This window comes from Atribacter laminatus (genome assembly GCF_015775515.1).
Classification (GTDB): Bacteria; Atribacterota; Atribacteria; order Atribacterales; family Atribacteraceae; genus Atribacter; species Atribacter laminatus.
The window spans coordinates 922857-939839 of record NZ_CP065383.1; the positions used below are offsets into that span (position 1 = coordinate 922857).

Here is a 16983-nt window from a genome sequence, read left to right on the forward strand (position 1 = left end):
TTTTTTAACGGGTATTCTGAAAATATTTTATAGAGACAGGGGAACAATTCTCTATATAAAACTCAAGAAATCCATGATTGTCGGGGCGTAGCGCAGTTTGGTTTAGCGCACCTGCCTTGGGCGCAGGGGGCCGGAGGTTCAAATCCTCTCGCCCCGACCAGGTTTCTTAAGATACGGATTAATGTCGTCAGGCTAAAATGAAAATCTACAGATATAAAACGGTATACCATTCTTTTATGCAGTTCGAAAAGGTCGAAAAGGAATCTCATAGAGACTCCCCCCTATTTTACTTCCTTCAACGAATAATCGGTGCTCCCTAAACCAATAGACTGAGCATAATCAATCTGAGTCCGCCAATTCGCAATAGGGTGGACGTCGAGGAACTTATCCTGACCACCTTGAAATGCATGGCTAAGCGATGAATCTCGAAGTCCTATCGAGCGGTTAATGAGATCGGCTGAAGCCAGATCGATAGCCACCAAATCATGACTCCCTAAAATACCGATATCGGGAACCAAACTAGCATCATGCCAATCACAGCAATCACAATCGGGGCTAATATCAGTTAAAAAATTAATAAAGAGACACTTGGTCATTTTATCTTTTAAGACCCCAAAGGCATGCTCAACCATTCTTTCTTGCAAAAGAGATGCTGACGATGTCCAGGAGATAGCGATGGCACCAGTTGGACAGTAAACAACACATTCAGCACAACCAATACAAAGGTCTTTTTGAACTTTTGCTTTATGATTTTTATCAAGGGAAAGAGCTTGGGTTGGACAATGAGTGATACAGCGCCGACACCCAATGCATTTTTGCGGATCGGGATCAGGAATGAAAGTTTCTCCATGTTGCATCTGCTTTCCGGAACGAGCAACACAACCCATCCCGATGTTCTTGATGGATCCACCTAATCCGGCTTCAACATGTCCTTTTACATGGGTTACAACCAGCAAAAAATCAGCTTCATGGACTGCCGAAGCAATCTTAACTTTTTTAAAGAGTTTTTGATTAATTTCAATTTCAGAATAATCACTTCCGCGGAGACCGTCAGCGATGATAAGGGGAGCAGGAACTGTTGCATAATGGAATCCATGAAATGTTGCAGTTTCCAGGTGATCAACCGCATTATGACGAAAACCGGTATAAAGAGTATTGGTATCGGTAAGGAAAGGCTTCCCTCCCCTTTCTTTCACTTCTTCAACTATATAGCGTAAAAAAACCGGTTGGATAAAACCATGGTTTCCTCTTTCTCCAAAATGGAGCTTAACAGCAACCAAATCACCAGAATTTAAGCGTTTATCAAGGAGCTGACCGGTCATTTTCTTGACTTTCTTGAGAACCGAATTTCTTTCATTATCAGCTCTTAAACTAACAAACAGAACGGGAGACGACATTGAAACACCTCCAAGGATAATAGAACAGTAATCATCACTTTTTTCAGTATAACAGAAGGAACATTGATAAAAAACAATTTTCATCATTAATTTCATGTTGACTTATTTTGAGATATGATAGAATGAAAACCGATGTTTATTATTGATCCGAACGAACTCGTCGGTTTTGGTTTGCCGTTGCTTAAAATTTAAACTCGGTCTTTTTAAAATCAAGCCAAGAAACCAATTGCCAAAAAACACAAAATATATACTTTAGAGTTAGTCAGATAAGAAAAATTTGTTAAACTAATATTCATGCCATTAAGCTTAAACCATACTGGTTTTAGAAGGCTCTCAGATTTTTTAAGTTAAAATTCATGAGATGTTTTTCTTTTTTTTAATTCCTTATTAGAGGATCAAATTGTTAAGAATTTTGTCATTAACTATAAATAGAAAATGAACTGGTTAATTCGTTTTTTTCCTTGATTTAGTGAGTATTTTGTGTATGAGCAATTTTAAAAAATCTAAATGGAAAGCAGATACATCAATTAGTTAAAGCAAGAGAAAGGAGAAGCAGGGTGTTTACCGAAATTCAACTGCAAACTCAGAGGCAAGAAGAATTTGTTTCCATAACAAGATTATTACGTGAAGTAGTAAAAAATTCGGGAACTAAAGAGGGCATAGCAATTATTCAGATTCCCCACACAACAGCGGGAGTAACCATTAATGAAAGTGCCGACCCTGATGTAGTGAATGATATTGTAAGAACGCTAAAAGTTATGGTTCCTGATCGCTTCGATTATTTACATCGAGAAGGAAATTCTCCAGCACACATAAAAGCCTCTTTAATGGGGTCTTCAGCGCTGGTTATTATAAAGGAGGGCGATTTAATGCTTGGAACTTGGCAAGGAGTATTTTTCTGTGAATTTGATGGTCCTCGTTCAAGGAAAATTTGGGTGAAAATAATATGACAGGACGAAGAGCCACACCTAATAAAAGTTTAAAATTATTGAATAATGCGCGAGGGCAACTCGATGCTGTTGTTCGTCTTATTCATGACGATGCAGCTCATGTTGATATTTTAAAACAAATATTGGCAACTATTTCACTGCTCCGTCGTTCTCACACTGAAATTTTAAAAAAATACCTGGAGGAATGTCTAGACGAAGATAACCCGAAGGGAAACGGTGAAAACCGAGCTAAAGTTTTGGCAGAAATTATGAAATACATGGAAAAGAATTTTTGATTCAATTGATATATATAAATGTTTAATAAATATATTCTAATAGGAAAAATGGCATATTTTATCCAAACAAAAAAGAGAAAATAATAAATGCCTTTATAGAGCAAATTAAATAATAAATAAATAATTTATATAATTGTTGACAAAATCGTTAGCCGAGTATATAGTATAAATATAGTTTATTGAATTATATATATGAGGTGAAGATGATGTCAAAAAGAATGCAGGAGCGTTTCTCTCTATCATCGCTAACCAAAACGCTTTATGAACAAGGAAGGCGACCAATTGTTCCTTTAATTGGTTATCCAGGTCTTCAATTAACTAAAACCACCATTAAACAGAATCAGTTTAATCATATCGTCCAATTTCAGTCACTTAGCCGACTTTATGATCGTTTTCAACCAGATGCTATGTTTTTTATGATGGATCTTTCCGTTGAAGCAAGTGCGCTGGGGTTAGCTGTCCGTTTCCCCTTGGAGGAAACTCCATCGGTTGAACATCATCCGGTAAAAAACCATGAAGACTTAAAAGGGTTTCGTAAAATAGATATTTTAGGTGATGGTCGAGTTTCAGTGTTTATTGAGACACTCCACCATATGCGGAGCGCATTCCCCTGCCCGGTTGGAGCCTATGTTATTGGACCACTTACTCTGGCAGGCTTACTTATTGGAGCTAATGAATTAGCGCTTAAAAGCCTCATTGAACCTGAGCTGTTTCGCGAAACTGTCGAATTTTCTTTCCATGTTGTAATGAAGTATGTACAAGCTCTCCGGGATGCTGGTGCCGATATGATTATGGTATTAGAACCAACAGCAGTCATTTTTGGACCGGAACAATTCCGTCACAATTTAACCAGTCTATATAGGGAAATGGTAGGGATTTTTGATGATATTGAAATTATTCTCCATGTTTGTGGAGATAGTACCCATTTATTAAAAGTAATGGCTGATACAGGTATTACCGGTTTGAGTTTAGACAGTATGGTTAATCTTAAAAAGGCAGCAGAAATTGTTGGGCCACAAGTGATGTTAATGGGCAATCTGAGCCCCATAGAAATGCTTACTGCCAACCCCAACGAGGTTTACATCCAAACCATGAAAATTTTAGAGAATACGAAAAACCATCCACCCTTTGTTCTCAGCACAGGATGCGATCTTCCTCAGGATGTTCCTTTTGAAAATATTGATGCCTTTATCAAAGCAGGAAAAGACTGGAGACAAGAACCCATTTTAAAGAAAGTAAAAGCCAATTAGAGGGCTTTTTTGATATTAATGAGGAAGATCAATAAGAGAGTCAAGCCGGTGAGAAAATTCATTATCATTCCGAGACGAGAATTAAGAATTCCATGCCAGGAAGGTAAATGGGAAGGGAAATAAACCCCTTTCCATTTACTATAGTAGCGAAACGCAACTTCGACATCTGGAAGAGTTGAAAAAAGAACTGACCAGACAAAAACAAAAGGAAGAGAAAAAACCTTCAGGCAAAAAAGTGAGATAGTAGCCGCAATTATAATGTCAATTATCACTTGACTGACGGTTGTCAAGTCTCGATGAGGAATTGCATCGAGGAGGATGTGCCCTCCTAACCCTCCTAAAAGCAAAAAAATAATATTATGAGTTTGAGTTGCTAATGTTAAACCCCAAAGACTATGAACGATGATCAGCATATTTCGTCCTAAAAATTTAGTGAATAGCGAGTCGTGAATGGTAAAAATTCCACCCTCGTCTTCACCTTTTCCCATCAAGGGGAAAGGCCCTATTTGATTCTTTTAATTGGTTTTTCCCCTCGCCCCTCCGTAAAAGAGGGACAGGGCGAGGGGAAACTCATTTTCATCCTTATTGAAAGTCACTTCCAAGTACCTGAATCTATTCTGATGTTATGCCTTCCCGATTGATAGAGAAGATTCCATACATTCTCGAGCAGCAGCTTTTAGACTAGGAGAAATATCTCGGAATATTTTAGGTAAAAAGAGCTCATCAGGATGCAAATCAGTATACTCACGAATACTTTTTAAGAAAGCCACACGCAATGTAGTGCTAAAGTTGATTTTTCTCACGCCAGCGTGAACTGCTTGTTGAAGCTGATTAACGGGAGTTCCGCTTCCACCATGAATGACTAAGGGTATATGCGCTTGTTTTTTTATTTCTCGTATACGATCAAATTGGAGTCGAGGAACCATACCATTATAAAGTCCGTGACGGGTTCCGACGGCAACCGCTAACATATCAACACCAGTTTTATTAGCGAAAAAAGCAGCTTCTTCTGGAAGGGTGAAGAAATCATCAGATTCCGGATTCACTTCCCACTGTTCATCTCCTTCCAGGCCCCCTACTCGGCCAATTTCTCCTTCAACCATGACATCGGCAAGGTGAGAAATTTCAACCACTTTTTTGGTAATCTCTATATTTTTCTCAATTGGGTGTCTTGACCCATCGATCATGACCGAAGAAAAGCGATTGAGTATAGCATCCATGACTTCCTTGATTTCATGACTGTGATCAAGATGGAGAGAAAATGGAACCGAAAATTTTCGAGAAAGGGCATGGAGGGCTTCAGAAAGGGCAGCTATATCTAAAAAATAATGTTCTACCGGAGCGAACTGAATCATGACTGGTGAACGTAATTCTTCCGCCTCTTCCAATATCCAAGTCATGAATTCTAAATGGGGAGAATTAAAAGCAGGAAGTGCAAATTCCTTTTTTTCCGCTAATTCAATAAGATATTTCGTTGAAACCAGTGACAATTGTGATTACTCCTTCCTTTTAAGAGAAAAAATATAGTATTTTTGCAAACGGATATATAATACGAAGATAGAGAGAAAAATACAAGTCAATTGTTAAAAAATAAAATTGAGCGGGATTAAAGGTTCAAACCCCGCTCTCAGTGGTTTTATTAGGGGGCCAGGGTGAGAATTTTTCTTGCTTGTTCTGGATAGGAGGCTATAAATAACAACTCTTCTTCAACCAAGGGCTTTTGCTTTTCAACATTAGCAAATCGAGTTAGCTCGAGAATCTTCCTCGCTTCTTCCTCGTTTTTAAATTCAACTGCCAAATTATCATAAACATTGCGAAAACCACGAATACCGCTATATTCACCTACAACAATTTGACGACCAGTTTCAATCAATTCCGGCTCTCCACGCCCTAATTCTTCATAATCATAAAGTTCATAATTTTTCCGATCTTTGATGACTCCATCAGCATGGATCCCAGAAGCATGGGCAAAAGCATTAGCCCCAACTCCTGGTTGAGTTATTGGGATGGGAACCTTAAATGCATATGAAGCGTATTTACAAGTTTTCCAAGCGGCTTTGAGGTTTACATTTTCAAGAAATGAGTAATTCTCATTGTCAAAATAGTTAGCATATTTAATCGCCAAAATGACAGTAATTAGATCGGCATTGCCAGCTCTCTCTCCTATTCCATTAATAGTTGTGTTAATATAGACATCACATTCAGCATCTATTGCTGCTTTGGCTCCACTAATCGAATTGGCGACCGCCATTCCCAAATCGTTGTGACAATGAAGTTCGATAGGCATTTTAGAGGCCTCGGCAATTTTGAGAATTCTATCATAAATACTAAAAGGGCTATCATAACCAAGAGTGTCACAATAACGAAATCTCTCAGCCCCGGCTTCTTTTCCAGCTATGGCAAAATCGATAAGAAATTCAACATCGGTTCGGGAGGCATCTTCAGCATTCACTCCTACCCCGATAGCACCTAATTGTATTGCAGTTTGTGCAGCTTCAGTCATAGAATGAATAATATCATCACGAGTCATTCGACCTTGAAATTTTCCGGAAAGCATTTGATCCGATGTAGAAATGGATAGGTTGAGATATTTTAACTTTGGGACGAGTTGGTATGCCGTTTCGACATCTGCCTTTATTGCCCTCATCCATCCGCTCAAACGGATAGGAGTCAGAACTCCCATTTCGGCTAATTCAAGATTGGCATTCAAATAATTGGTTTCATGATGGGTGGTTGGGAAACCAAATTCGCTTTGGGTAACACCCATCTCATTGAGATACATATTAACTATAGTTTTTTCTATTTTAGCTAATCCTAAATGTGCAGTTTGCACCCCATCACGATTCGTTACATCAATTAAAAAGATTTTTGGCATGTCGAACGATACCCCCTTTATGAAATGTTTTGTAAAAAATTTTTCAGTTGAACCATTCCTTTTTCTATATTTTGCTCAGAAGTAGCATAAGAAAAACGTAGATATCCTTCCATTCCAAAAGCGCTGCCAGGTACAGCAGCAATAAGTGCTTTTTCTAGAAGGATCTCGGCAAGCTGAAGCGAAGTGTCTATTCGTTGGTTCTCAAATTTTTTCCCAATATAAGGAGAAAAGTCAGCGAAAACATAAAATGCACCTTGAGGAATTGGAAAAGTAACATCAGGAATTTTATTTAAGAGTTGCGTCATTAGTAATCTTCTTTGGTTGAAGGCATTTACCATATTTTGAATGATTTGCTGATCACACTGCAAGGCAGCAAGGGTAGCCTTTTGGCTAATAGATGTTGGATTGGATGTAGAGTGGTCTTGTAAACGTCCCATGGATTGTATGGCTGCTTTTGGACCAGCCGCGTAACCAATCCTCCATCCTGTCATGGAGAAAGTTTTGGAAACACCATTAATAACGATGGTTTGCGATTGAACTTCTGGTGAAAAGGAGGCAATGCTTTTTATTTGAGCTCCATCGTATACCAAATTTTCGTAAATCTCATCGGAAATAATCATAATATTTTTTTCAACAGCAAGATCGGCTATTTTTTTCAAGATTTCAATGTCCCAGACTATTCCGCTAGGATTGGAAGGATTATTTAAAATGAATAATCGAGTTTTATCAGTTACTTTGTTGAGAATATCTTCCCAACTTATCCGGAGTGTTTTTGGTTCACAATGAATAAAAACCGGTTTCCCGCCTGCTAAACGGATTTGTTCGACATAGGTTACCCAATAGGGAACAGGAAGAAGGACTTCATCGCCTGCATCACATAGAGTGAGGATAGCATTAAAAAGTGAATGTTTGGCACCACAAGAAACAATCACTTCATCAGGATGGTAGGATAAACCATTCTCTTTGTTTAATTTACTACAAATCGCTTCTTTTAATTCGAGGGTTCCTGATGTCGGAGTATATTTGGTAAATCCCTGATCAATAGCTAATTTAGCTGCATCCTTAATACATTGGGGGGTATCAAAATCAGGTTCTCCAGCACTAAAGGATAGGACATCCAATCCGTTTTTCTTCATGGCTTTTGCTCGAGCTGATATCGTTAGAGTTGCCGATGGCTCAATCTGGTTGACTTTTTGAGATATTTTCACTGTGTACCCCCTATTTTTAGTTTAAATTTTTAGCGAGTGGTGGGTCACACTGGCATCGGAATCAAAAATAAAATTTATATTGATTCCACGAAATCCATTTGGAGTTATTCTTTTCGGTGAATAAAAGCTGGATATTTTATTACGGGTTGGAAAGAACAAAAATCTGTTTAACCAGTTTTTCACTTTGAAAAGATTTTATTCACTCTTATATAGTAGTAAAAGGGAATTGTCAAGAACCTGAATATTTTTTTATTGAGAATCTTGAGGATATAAACCTTTATAAAGAAAAAAAATTCCTAGTTTTAAATTGTTTATATCGTTCAACTCCTTGACATGAATTGATAGAATATGGTAGAAATTTTGTCATAGCAATGAAGCTCTTCCTACGATGTCGTGGGAGGAGCTTTTTTAGTTTTTCAATTTAATCAAGGTAACGCAATGTTGAGTTACCAGATTAGCAGCTTCTTTTCTTCAAGGCTTGGAAGAAAAAGCTTCCTCACACCGCAGTGATTGTATTTATTCTTAAATTTTCTCAGCGAAGAGATTTTTAACTTTCCTATTATCTATTATTTTAAACATCGGCAGGGGGATTTAAGAATGGATTATAAGGTTATGCTGGATACTATTTGGGTAATCGTTGCTTCAATGTTGGTATTTTTCATGAATCTGGGATTCGCCATGGTAGAATCGGGTTTTAACCGGTCGAAAAATACTGTTAATATTCTTTCCAAAAATTTTATTGTTTTTGCGGTTTCAACTTTAGGGTATCTTATGCTTGGTTGGGGTTTAATGTTTGGAGATGGCAACGCTTTTGTTGGACTTAAGGGTTGGTTTTTTCTAAATGGTTTAGATAATTCGCCGGCGGTTGGCCAGAGTTATCTAGGGGTTTATTCAGCGCTTTCCTGGGCAAGTGTACCATTGTTGGCAAAGTTTTTTTTCCAATTAGTATTTTGTGGAACCGCTGCAACGATTGTTTCTGGTGCAGTTGCAGAAAGAATTAAATACCTTTCTTTTATTTTATTTTCATTTATTATGACTATTTTTATTTATCCAATTACTGGACATTGGATTTGGGGAGCAGGATGGTTGCAGAAGTTAGGAATGCTTGATTTTGCCGGATCAACAGTTGTACATTCCGTAGGCGGTTGGGCGGCAATGGCTGGAATAATGGTTTTAGGCCCTCGTTTTGGGAAGTATGGAAATAACGGAAAGATCACCCCTATTCCTGGGCATAATCTTTCTATCGCAACCATGGGTACATTTGTGCTTTGGTTTGGTTGGTTTGGCTTCAACCCTGGTTCAACCATGGCCGCTGATTTTAATGCTATTAGCCATATAGCAGTGACTACCAATACTGCTGCAGCAACAGCTACTTTAAGTGCAACTATAGCCTCTTGGGTAATTTTAGGGAAACCAGATTTAGGGATGACTCTCAATGGTTGTTTAGCAGGTTTAGTGGCAATAACAGCTGGTTGTGCTTATGTAAGTATTTCTAGCTCACTTATTATTGGATTGATATCGGGTCTTTTGGTTGTTTTATCAGTAATAGGTTTTGATCGGCTGAAATTGGACGATCCGGTAGGAGCTTTATCGGTTCATCTATTAAATGGAATATTTGGAACACTGGCAGTTGGTTTATTTGCTCAAGATAAAATAGGAGGCTTTTCTTCTCCAAATGGTTTATTTTACGGTGGTGGTGTAAAGCTTTTTTTAGCGCAACTAGCCGGAGTGTTCACGGTTGGGGCTTACGTTTTCACAATCTCGTATGTTGTTTGGTTGGTTTTAAAAATAACTTTAGGAATTCGAGTAAGCTTACAGGAAGAAATACAAGGTTTGGATATTGGGGAGCATGGTAACTATGCTTACCCAGAATTCCTTATTCGTAAAAATTATTAAGGAGATGGATAACATGAAAAAGATAGTAGCCATCATTCGCCCAGAAAAATTAAAAGCAATTATTAAAGCTTTGGAAGATGTAGGGTATTCTGGGTTAATGATTACAGAAATTGAAGGCCATGGAAAACAGCGAGGGATTGTTCAACAATGGCGAGGAGAAAAATACAAAGTTGAGTTTCTTCCGAAAAGGAAAATTGAAATTATTTGCAAAGAAGATGATACCGAAAAGATTGTTCAGACTCTCATCCAATCGGCTCGAACTGGTGAGATTGGTGATGGAAAGATATTTATTTCCGAAGTTATCGACGCTATCCGAATTCGTACCGGAGAAAGAGGAGACTCAGTATTATGATAAATTGGTTAATAATTCAAAGAAAACTTATTTTTTTAGGATTGGCTTTCATACTGCATGACAACACCAGATGAGGATGAAAACCAAGATTCGACATATGCCATGGCATGTCGCTACCTTAATAAAAGAAAGAGCACAATACATTGTACCCCTCCAATTTTAATTCTTTGATAGGGGCTTGATTTTTCGTGCCCGGGTATTTTCAGGTTAGACCCTCATGACACTTTGGTGGTACCAGATGAAGATGAAAATATATACTCAAAAACCAACCTCCCCCTTTAGCAAAGGGGGATTTGAGTTTTTCCTGCTCCGTCATTGCGAGGAGGTCAACCGTTTTTTGGTTGGACGACGTGGCAATCTCTGCCACCCAGTTTGTCATTCTGAGGAGTCCGATGTTTTCTACCGGACGACGTGAGAATCTCATCCTTTCCGATTCCACAGTTCCACAATTCATCAATCCAACAAATTATAAAGGATGAGATCCTCACGCGGGAAAGCACCGCTCAGGATGACGCTGGTGGTGTCAGATGAGATCCTCACGCGGGAAAGCACCGCTCAGGATGACGCTGGTGGTGTCAGATGAGATCCTCACGCGGGAAAGCACCGCTCAGGATGACGCTGGTGGTGTCAGATGAGATCCTCACGGCTTCGAAATACGAAGCCTCAGGATGACGGAGAAGGCTTGTGAGATTGCCACGTCACTTCGTTCCTCGCAATGATGTAAAATATTCCTTCCTTAAGAACTTTATAGCTTTTCCTTCTCCCCCTCACCCCATCGCCCCCTCTCCCCCTCAGTCTTTCTTGATGGGAAAAGGTGAGGATGAGGGTGAAAATCCAGGATGGCGGCATTTTTTAGCGCTAGTTTATTTTCAGGATAGAGGCAGGCTTTACCTTACATTTCAGACAGAAGATATTCTGCAAGCTGGCGAAAAGCAATTGCTCGGTGACTAAAGCGGTTTTTTATATTTTCACCTAACTCGGCAAAAGTTTTCTGATAGGAGGGGAGTATAAAGATGGGGTCATAGCCAAAACCAGAGCTTCCACGGCTTTCCGGAGAAATAAAACCCGGACAACGACCTTCAAAAATTTTTTCACTATTTTCCCCTACTAAGGCGACTATACAGACAAAACAAGCTGATCTTTTTTCTTGAGGTACTTCTTTAAGAAGCTCAAGGATTTGTTTATTTTTTTCTTTTGGATTTAAGGTTTCTCCACCAAAACGGGCCGAAAAAAGGCCAGGAGCCCCATCGAGAGCATCAATTTCTAAACCAGAATCTTCCCCAATGCAAAGATTTCTACTGATTTCAAAACCACAACGGGCTTTTAAAAGGGCATTTTCAGCATAACTCGATCCGTTTTCGACGACTTCCATAGGAGAATAATCTTGGTACAGGCTTCTAATGCTAATAGAATAAGGAGATAAAATGGTGTTGATTTCTTTGATTTTTCCCGGATTTTTAGAAAGAATATAAACCAACCGGGAGGAGAGTTTCAAGGAAGGCCTCTTTCTAACAAAACCTTTTTTTGTATGGCAATAATGTCTTTGATTCCCTTTTGGGCTAAGGCAAGAAGCCGGTTCAGGGTTTCTTGGCTAAAGGGGTCTCCCTCAGCAGTACCCTGAATTTCAACAAACTGACCCTTTCCGGTCATTACAACATTCATATCGACCTGAGCCATTGAATCCTCTTCAAAATTAAGGTCGAGGAGATCTTTGCCGTTGACTACTCCCACACTAACCGCAGCCAAATAATCTTTTAATAGGTTTCCTGGTTGAAGAAGGCCACGATCTACATAGTTCCAAAGAGCATCAACCAAGGCAATGAAAGATCCATTAATTGCCAGGGTGCGGGTTCCTCCGTCAGCTTGAATAACATCACAATCTAAAAGAATAGTTCGTTCACCAATAAGGTCCATATTCATTACTGAACGAAGGGCACGACCAATAAGCCGTTGGATTTCATGGGTGCGGCCTCCAACTCGGCCTTTGATAGATTCACGAACATTTCTTGTCGATGTAGCTCGAGGAATCATAGCATACTCGGCAGTAATCCATCCTTGATTGGATCCTCGCAGAAAGAGAGGGACTTTATCTTCTATTGTTGCCGAACAGACAATGCGATTGTTACCTTCCTCAATTAGAACTGAGCCTTCAGCTGCTCTAAGATAATTTCTGGTAATCATGAGAGAACGAATCTCATCGTAATTTCGACCATCGTTTCTTATATGAGTATCATCACGTTCTTTTTTTAAAAAAGAGTTCAAATCTTGAAAACTATTGAATTTCTGCAATGAGTTTTTCATCCCTTTCCAATGGCTCTGATATATCAATGTGTCCGCAAAGAGTGGTTTCTTCTTTTCCATCGATTAATAATTTAATGCGTTTAACATCGGGAAGTGATGTTAAAGTATCAACAATACTAAAAATACTGAGAAGTTCTTGGGTGGTCCCGCCCGATTGTCCGTCTTTCATTTCATGACTGAGGTCAACATAAACAATACCGCTTTCGGTGAAAACACCGTTTAATCGCGTTGATTCAGGAAATGGACTAAAATGAGACGAAAGCCTAGGCCCTCTTAATAATTCTTGAAGAACCGACTCAAGCATATTATGACTTTTTTCGATTAGTCTTTTTTCTTCAATCAAACCGCTAAACTCCTCATCGGTATAGTACAGAACGACTTCTACGGCTGAATCGCTGATTGCTGAAGGGGCTTGTCCAGCAGAGAGAAAGCCCGAATCATCAGAGGTCCTTGTATTCTTTTTTCCTCCAGGGATCAAGTATTCACCAGCATAGACAATTGCAAAAAAAACTGCCATTCCGATAAGGATATATAGTATTGGTTGAAGAAAAGCGAATCTTTTTTTTCTTCTTTTCATCCGGTTTTATTCCTCAAGAAATTTTTTTAATTCAGAGCTTAACATAAATTGTTTAATTCCAACTACTATTCCTCGTACGAGCTTATTCTGAAAGGCTTCATTCGCCAAATTCTTTGCTTCAGTGGGATTGCTCAAAAAGCCGATTTCAATCAAACACGAGGGGAAATACATTCCTTTAAGAAGAATAAGGGGTGCTTCTTTGAGCCCTCTTGAAACTTGGCTGGTCTCTTTGACAATATTATTTTCGATTAAAGAACCGAGTTTCATGCTCACGAAGCGACTTCCTAAATAATAAGAATCAAGAATGGTGGAGTTAATTTTTCCATTTTGTTCTTCAGTATATCCTTCAGAAATAAAGCGTTGATTTTCCCGACTAGCAACATCTGCAGCTCCTTCGCCTTGAATCTGTGCGCTACCCACAAAAACTTCAACCCCAGTGGCTTTTTTATTCGGTGCAGCATTGGCATGAATGCTTAACAAAACAACTGGTTGTTTATTGTTAGCAACAGCAGAGCGTTCCTTTAGACCAGGGTAAGTATCACCTTCACGGGTCAAATATACTTCATAGCCTTGCTGAATGAGAGCATCTTTCAGTTTTTTGCACACCTGGAGGACAATGTTTTTTTCCTGGTATCCATTTGCCACACAACCGGGATCTTTCCCACCGTGACCAGGATCGATAACAATTACTCTTGGGTTAATTTTGTCGTAAGGTATTGCAGACGTCGTCGGTTGAACTGGTGGTTTGGTTGTAGGTGTAGGAACAACAGGTGTAGGAGTAGCCGTAAGCGCTGGCGTTGTAGTGGGTTGTATTGCTGGAGATGGACTTACGGGAACAACCGTTACATCGGGAGAGGTTAATAAAGTTGAAGCCGTTATATCTAAATAAATACGAGGATTCTCCCCGCCCAATTGGTTTTTTTGGATTGAGGCTGGAGTCTTTAAATAAATGATAGCTTCGATGCCACTGTCTTTTTTATTGAGCACAACTCTATCTACTCGAGTATCGTTTAGAGAATACGTTCCAGGTGTTCCTGGGGCTAGAGTGACATTGTTAAAAGTTAGAATAATTCGGTTGTTGGCTTGGTCGGTCTGCATGGAATGGGTTGGTAAGTTGTTCCCAAAATCAAAAGTCACTCTTGAGCGATTTTCATCACCGTAGGGATGCGATCGAACGTTAAGAAGTGATGCACTTCCAGCAGGAAGAGTAACTGGTGAGACAGTTGGAGGTGTTATTGTTGGTGAGGGGACCTGGGTTGTGGCAGTTGAGCTGGTATCAACAGAAATTCCAAAGAGCTGATTAAGAAATTGAGGCGAAACATAAACAGAATTTTCTTGAATGACTATCGAACGTCCCAAGGGAATTTCTTCGCCGCTTTCAGCTATGGCTGTTCCTTTGTCAAGCGATAAAACCCAATTTTTTCCTCCAAAAAATAAATTGACTTTTTTCATAATGGGAGAATAATATTCTACCCCTCCTATTTGTTTGAAAAGATTTTCAACAGAGATATAATCACTCCCATTGACTTTTATAGTAGGGAGTTCAAGGGAATAGACCTGTCCTTGATATTCAACGGTCATTTTAGAATAGGCGGGTTGAGAAAAAACCAAGCAAAATAGAAGGAAAAAAAACCATATATGTAAAAAGTTAGAATGGCGCAACATCGTTGTTTCCTTCCGGAGAAATATCTTCTAACTCTCCTAAGGCATTTTCCATATTCTGGGAGTCAAAGCTAAAAGGTTCAATCTCGGCTTCAGACGAAAAGTCCTCACCGATTCCCCGAATTTCTTCGTTAGCTTTTTGAGGGGGGGAAAGAAATTGTACGTTCATTGCACGGATTTCATATGAAGTGCGTTTTATCCCATTTCGATCTTCCCAATTATTAGCGAGAAGTTCACCAACCACAGCTACTCTGCTCCCTTTATGAAGAAAACGTGCACAATTTTCACCGAGCTTACTCCAAGCTGTTATTCGTAGGAAAGTGGTATCTTTCGTTTGTTGGCCATTTTTATTTTGATAAGAACGATTCATAGCTATATCAAATCGACATACAGGTGTCCCCTGGGGAGTATAGCGAAGATCAGGGTCACGCGTGAGATTTCCAATGCCAAAAAAATAGTTAATATCTCCAGCCATTTCTGTTCCCCCATATAAATTAAGAAATTCTAAATAAATAATTTCTTTTAGTTTAGCATATTCTAAACCATAAATACAGTGACGAGAGATGATTAAAGCATTTGTCATCCTGAGAATTTGTCTTATGAGTTCGTGAGGATTTCATCTTTTCCTATTATACTCCTCCTACTAAGACTCCCTGTTCTTTTTGCTAAAGAAGGGAATTGATTCCTGAGGTGATTATTTAAATTGCCTCCCCTTTTTGATCTTTTAATGAATTACCTAATTTTTCATCAGGATTTATTGCGTATAGATCAAGTCGGCGATGCTTTAACAAGGGAAGCCGTTGACGGGTTAGATCAACCAAAGATAGGTCAATATCTTTTATTATTATTGCTTCTTCATTTCCAAGCTGTTCTAGTACTCTGCCCATTGGATCCACAATAAGGCTATGGCCATAAGCTTGATAAAATGCATTTGGGTATGGAGCTGGTGATGCACCTAAAAGATAAACTTGATTATCTATTGCCCGTGCCCGGAAGAGAACCTCCCAATGCAGAGGTCCGGTAATCGGGTTGAAGGCAGCAGGAACTGCAACCATAAATGCCCCCCGCAAGGCATAAAGACGAATAAGCTCTGGAAAACGCAGATCGTAACAAATTAAAATTCCAATTTTTCCCCAAGGAGTATCAATTAATAGAGGGGTATTTCCAGGGTTGAGAACTGCTGATTCTTGAAAATGAAGATTTTCAAAGTCAACATCGAAAAGATGAGTTTTCCTATAAATACCTATGATCTCTCCGCAGGGGTTGTAAACAATAGAAGTATTATAATAGCGATTTCCTTTTTTTTCCGGTATTGAACCGCCAACCAAGAAAGTTCCATATTCACGAGCGAGATTCGATAAAAAGAGACTTGTTTCGCCAGTAGGGATATCTTCAGCGAAAATTGAGAATGATTCCAGATTGTAAGGACATTGAAACATTTCCGGAAGGAGTACCAAACTTACTCGGCTTTTCTCAATTGAAGCAAAAAGCTCGGCAGTTTTTAACAAATTCGATGATTTATCTGGACCTGTTTGAATCTGAATAATCGCAACTTTTAGGTTATTCATAGCTTTATCTCTAAGAATTCTTTCAAAAAAGCAAGGGGTCTGCTCAGATAAGTTAAATAACTTATTCTCAGCCTTTTCAATAATATAGTACAATAATTACAGCGTTGGCAAGAGCACATTAGAAAGCTTATAAAATCTCTATAAGTGAGGGGAAAATTTTGAAATGTTTTCTATCCATTCCAGAAAATCTCAAAATTATTCCTGATTTTGCAGATATTATGAACGATTACTATTTGATGGTAATCCCTCCTGGTCAAAAAACTATGCAACAAATAGCTACCATAGGAAATCAAATGGGATGGAATTTGTCAAAAAGTTAAGAAGGAGAAATATTGGAAGGATATCTCTGGAAAACCCCGTATTATATTAATTTAACACTTTTTCAGAGCGAAACTTTGGCTCGATCCGATCTTGTTTTATCAATGGAAGATATTTACACTATTCAAGCGATTGGTATAAAGAAAAAAGTCGTTCCACTGGATAGGTATCATCCTCAAGAAATGTTTAAGAATTTAAAAAATACCAACTATTTTAATGATTACAACAGTTTTTTAAAAAACCGATTTGGAACATCAGGAGCCAACCAAAGGATAACCGTTTATCTCTTTTGGGGAATTGTTGAAGATAAATGACTTCTAAGGAGCAAATCTACACCGGAATGAAAAAATCACA

At 38.8% G+C, this 16983-nt stretch carries 19 protein-coding genes and 1 tRNA gene; 9 read left to right on the plus strand and 11 right to left on the minus strand.

All coding sequences use genetic code 11. The features are described 5' to 3' along the window. The first annotated feature begins 81 nt into the window (after positions 1-81). A tRNA-Pro gene (locus RT761_RS04330) sits at positions 82-160 on the plus strand. Between the two features lie 121 nt (positions 161-281). Here the strand turns inward: RT761_RS04330 and RT761_RS04335 are convergent. Further along, positions 282-1397, minus strand: coding sequence for a DUF362 domain-containing protein (locus tag RT761_RS04335; protein ID WP_218112848.1), 1116 nt, complete (start codon positions 1395-1397; stop codon positions 282-284). Positions 1398-1954: 557 nt separating this feature from the next. Here RT761_RS04335 and RT761_RS04340 point away from each other — a divergent pair. From RT761_RS04340 to RT761_RS04350, 3 genes are all read left to right on the plus strand, one after another. Continuing rightward, on the plus strand, positions 1955-2347 hold the full coding sequence (locus RT761_RS04340) for a secondary thiamine-phosphate synthase enzyme YjbQ (protein WP_218112849.1): 393 nt from the start codon (positions 1955-1957) through the stop codon (positions 2345-2347). Continuing rightward, the gene (locus tag RT761_RS04345) at positions 2344-2622 is read left to right on the plus strand and encodes a metal-sensing transcriptional repressor (RefSeq protein WP_218112850.1); all 279 of its coding nucleotides are present in this window, start codon (positions 2344-2346) and stop codon (positions 2620-2622) included. Before RT761_RS04340 ends, RT761_RS04345 begins: the two co-directional genes overlap by 4 nt. A gap of 203 nt (positions 2623-2825) precedes the next feature. Continuing rightward, positions 2826-3872, plus strand: coding sequence for a uroporphyrinogen decarboxylase family protein (locus RT761_RS04350; RefSeq protein ID WP_218112851.1), 1047 nt, complete (start codon positions 2826-2828; stop codon positions 3870-3872). Here RT761_RS04350 and RT761_RS04355 read toward each other — a convergent pair. The 4 genes from RT761_RS04355 to RT761_RS04370 all read right to left on the minus strand — a co-directional run bounded on the left by RT761_RS04355 (position 3869) and on the right by RT761_RS04370 (position 7955). Then, on the minus strand, positions 3869-4360 hold the full coding sequence (locus RT761_RS04355) for a hypothetical protein (protein ID WP_218112852.1): 492 nt from the start codon (positions 4358-4360) through the stop codon (positions 3869-3871). The two genes, RT761_RS04350 and RT761_RS04355, sit on opposite strands and share 4 nt — an antisense overlap. Before the next feature lie 135 nt (positions 4361-4495). Further along, positions 4496-5362 (minus strand): class II fructose-bisphosphate aldolase, encoded by an 867-nt coding sequence (locus RT761_RS04360; protein ID WP_218112853.1) that lies wholly within the window; start codon positions 5360-5362, stop codon positions 4496-4498. Between the two features lie 149 nt (positions 5363-5511). Continuing rightward, on the minus strand, positions 5512-6747 hold the full coding sequence (locus tag RT761_RS04365; RefSeq protein ID WP_218112854.1) for a homocitrate synthase/isopropylmalate synthase family protein: 1236 nt from the start codon (positions 6745-6747) through the stop codon (positions 5512-5514). A 17-nt stretch (positions 6748-6764) separates the two neighbouring features. Then, on the minus strand, positions 6765-7955 hold the full coding sequence (locus tag RT761_RS04370) for a pyridoxal phosphate-dependent aminotransferase (RefSeq protein WP_218112855.1): 1191 nt from the start codon (positions 7953-7955) through the stop codon (positions 6765-6767). A 597-nt stretch (positions 7956-8552) separates the two neighbouring features. On the opposite strand from RT761_RS04370, the gene RT761_RS04375 reads away from it, so the two are divergent. From RT761_RS04375 to RT761_RS04385, 3 genes are all read left to right on the plus strand, one after another. Continuing rightward, entirely contained in the window at positions 8553-9851 is a 1299-nt protein-coding gene (locus RT761_RS04375) for an ammonium transporter (protein WP_218112856.1), read from the plus strand. 13 nt (positions 9852-9864) lie between these two features. Beyond that, on the plus strand, positions 9865-10203 hold the full coding sequence (locus tag RT761_RS04380) for a P-II family nitrogen regulator (protein WP_218112857.1): 339 nt from the start codon (positions 9865-9867) through the stop codon (positions 10201-10203). A gap of 238 nt (positions 10204-10441) precedes the next feature. Beyond that, positions 10442-10618: a hypothetical protein gene (locus tag RT761_RS04385; protein WP_218112858.1), complete on the plus strand. Its 177-nt coding sequence runs from the start codon at positions 10442-10444 to the stop codon at positions 10616-10618. A gap of 477 nt (positions 10619-11095) precedes the next feature. Here RT761_RS04385 and rdgB read toward each other — a convergent pair whose 3' ends face one another. The 6 genes from rdgB to RT761_RS04415 form a co-directional block, all read right to left on the minus strand. Continuing rightward, the gene (rdgB, locus tag RT761_RS04390) at positions 11096-11698 is read right to left on the minus strand and encodes an RdgB/HAM1 family non-canonical purine NTP pyrophosphatase (protein WP_218112859.1); all 603 of its coding nucleotides are present in this window, start codon (positions 11696-11698) and stop codon (positions 11096-11098) included. Next, on the minus strand, positions 11695-12426 hold the full coding sequence (gene rph, locus RT761_RS04395; protein ID WP_218113400.1) for a ribonuclease PH: 732 nt from the start codon (positions 12424-12426) through the stop codon (positions 11695-11697). Before rph ends, rdgB begins: the two co-directional genes overlap by 4 nt. 49 nt (positions 12427-12475) lie before the next feature. Further along, the gene (locus tag RT761_RS04400; protein WP_218112860.1) at positions 12476-13081 is read right to left on the minus strand and encodes a GerMN domain-containing protein; all 606 of its coding nucleotides are present in this window, start codon (positions 13079-13081) and stop codon (positions 12476-12478) included. 6 nt (positions 13082-13087) lie between these two features. Then, positions 13088-14746, minus strand: a complete 1659-nt coding sequence (locus RT761_RS04405) for an N-acetylmuramoyl-L-alanine amidase (RefSeq protein ID WP_218112861.1) — start codon at positions 14744-14746, stop codon at positions 13088-13090. Next, positions 14730-15218: a single-stranded DNA-binding protein gene (locus RT761_RS04410; RefSeq protein ID WP_218112862.1), complete on the minus strand. Its 489-nt coding sequence runs from the start codon at positions 15216-15218 to the stop codon at positions 14730-14732. The genes RT761_RS04405 and RT761_RS04410 overlap by 17 nt, the downstream gene beginning before the upstream one ends. Positions 15219-15441: 223 nt before the next feature. Then, positions 15442-16311, minus strand: coding sequence for a carbon-nitrogen hydrolase family protein (locus RT761_RS04415; protein ID WP_218112863.1), 870 nt, complete (start codon positions 16309-16311; stop codon positions 15442-15444). A 158-nt stretch (positions 16312-16469) separates the two neighbouring features. On the opposite strand from RT761_RS04415, the gene RT761_RS04420 reads away from it, so the two are divergent. Beyond that, positions 16470-16631 carry a hypothetical protein gene (locus RT761_RS04420; protein WP_218112864.1) on the plus strand — a complete coding sequence of 54 codons (162 nt, stop codon included), beginning with the start codon at positions 16470-16472 and terminating at the stop codon, positions 16629-16631. Between the two features lie 12 nt (positions 16632-16643). After that, a complete protein-coding gene (locus tag RT761_RS04425; RefSeq protein ID WP_218112865.1) occupies positions 16644-16943 on the plus strand; it encodes a hypothetical protein in 300 nt (99 codons plus the stop codon). Positions 16944-16983 lie beyond the last annotated feature (40 nt).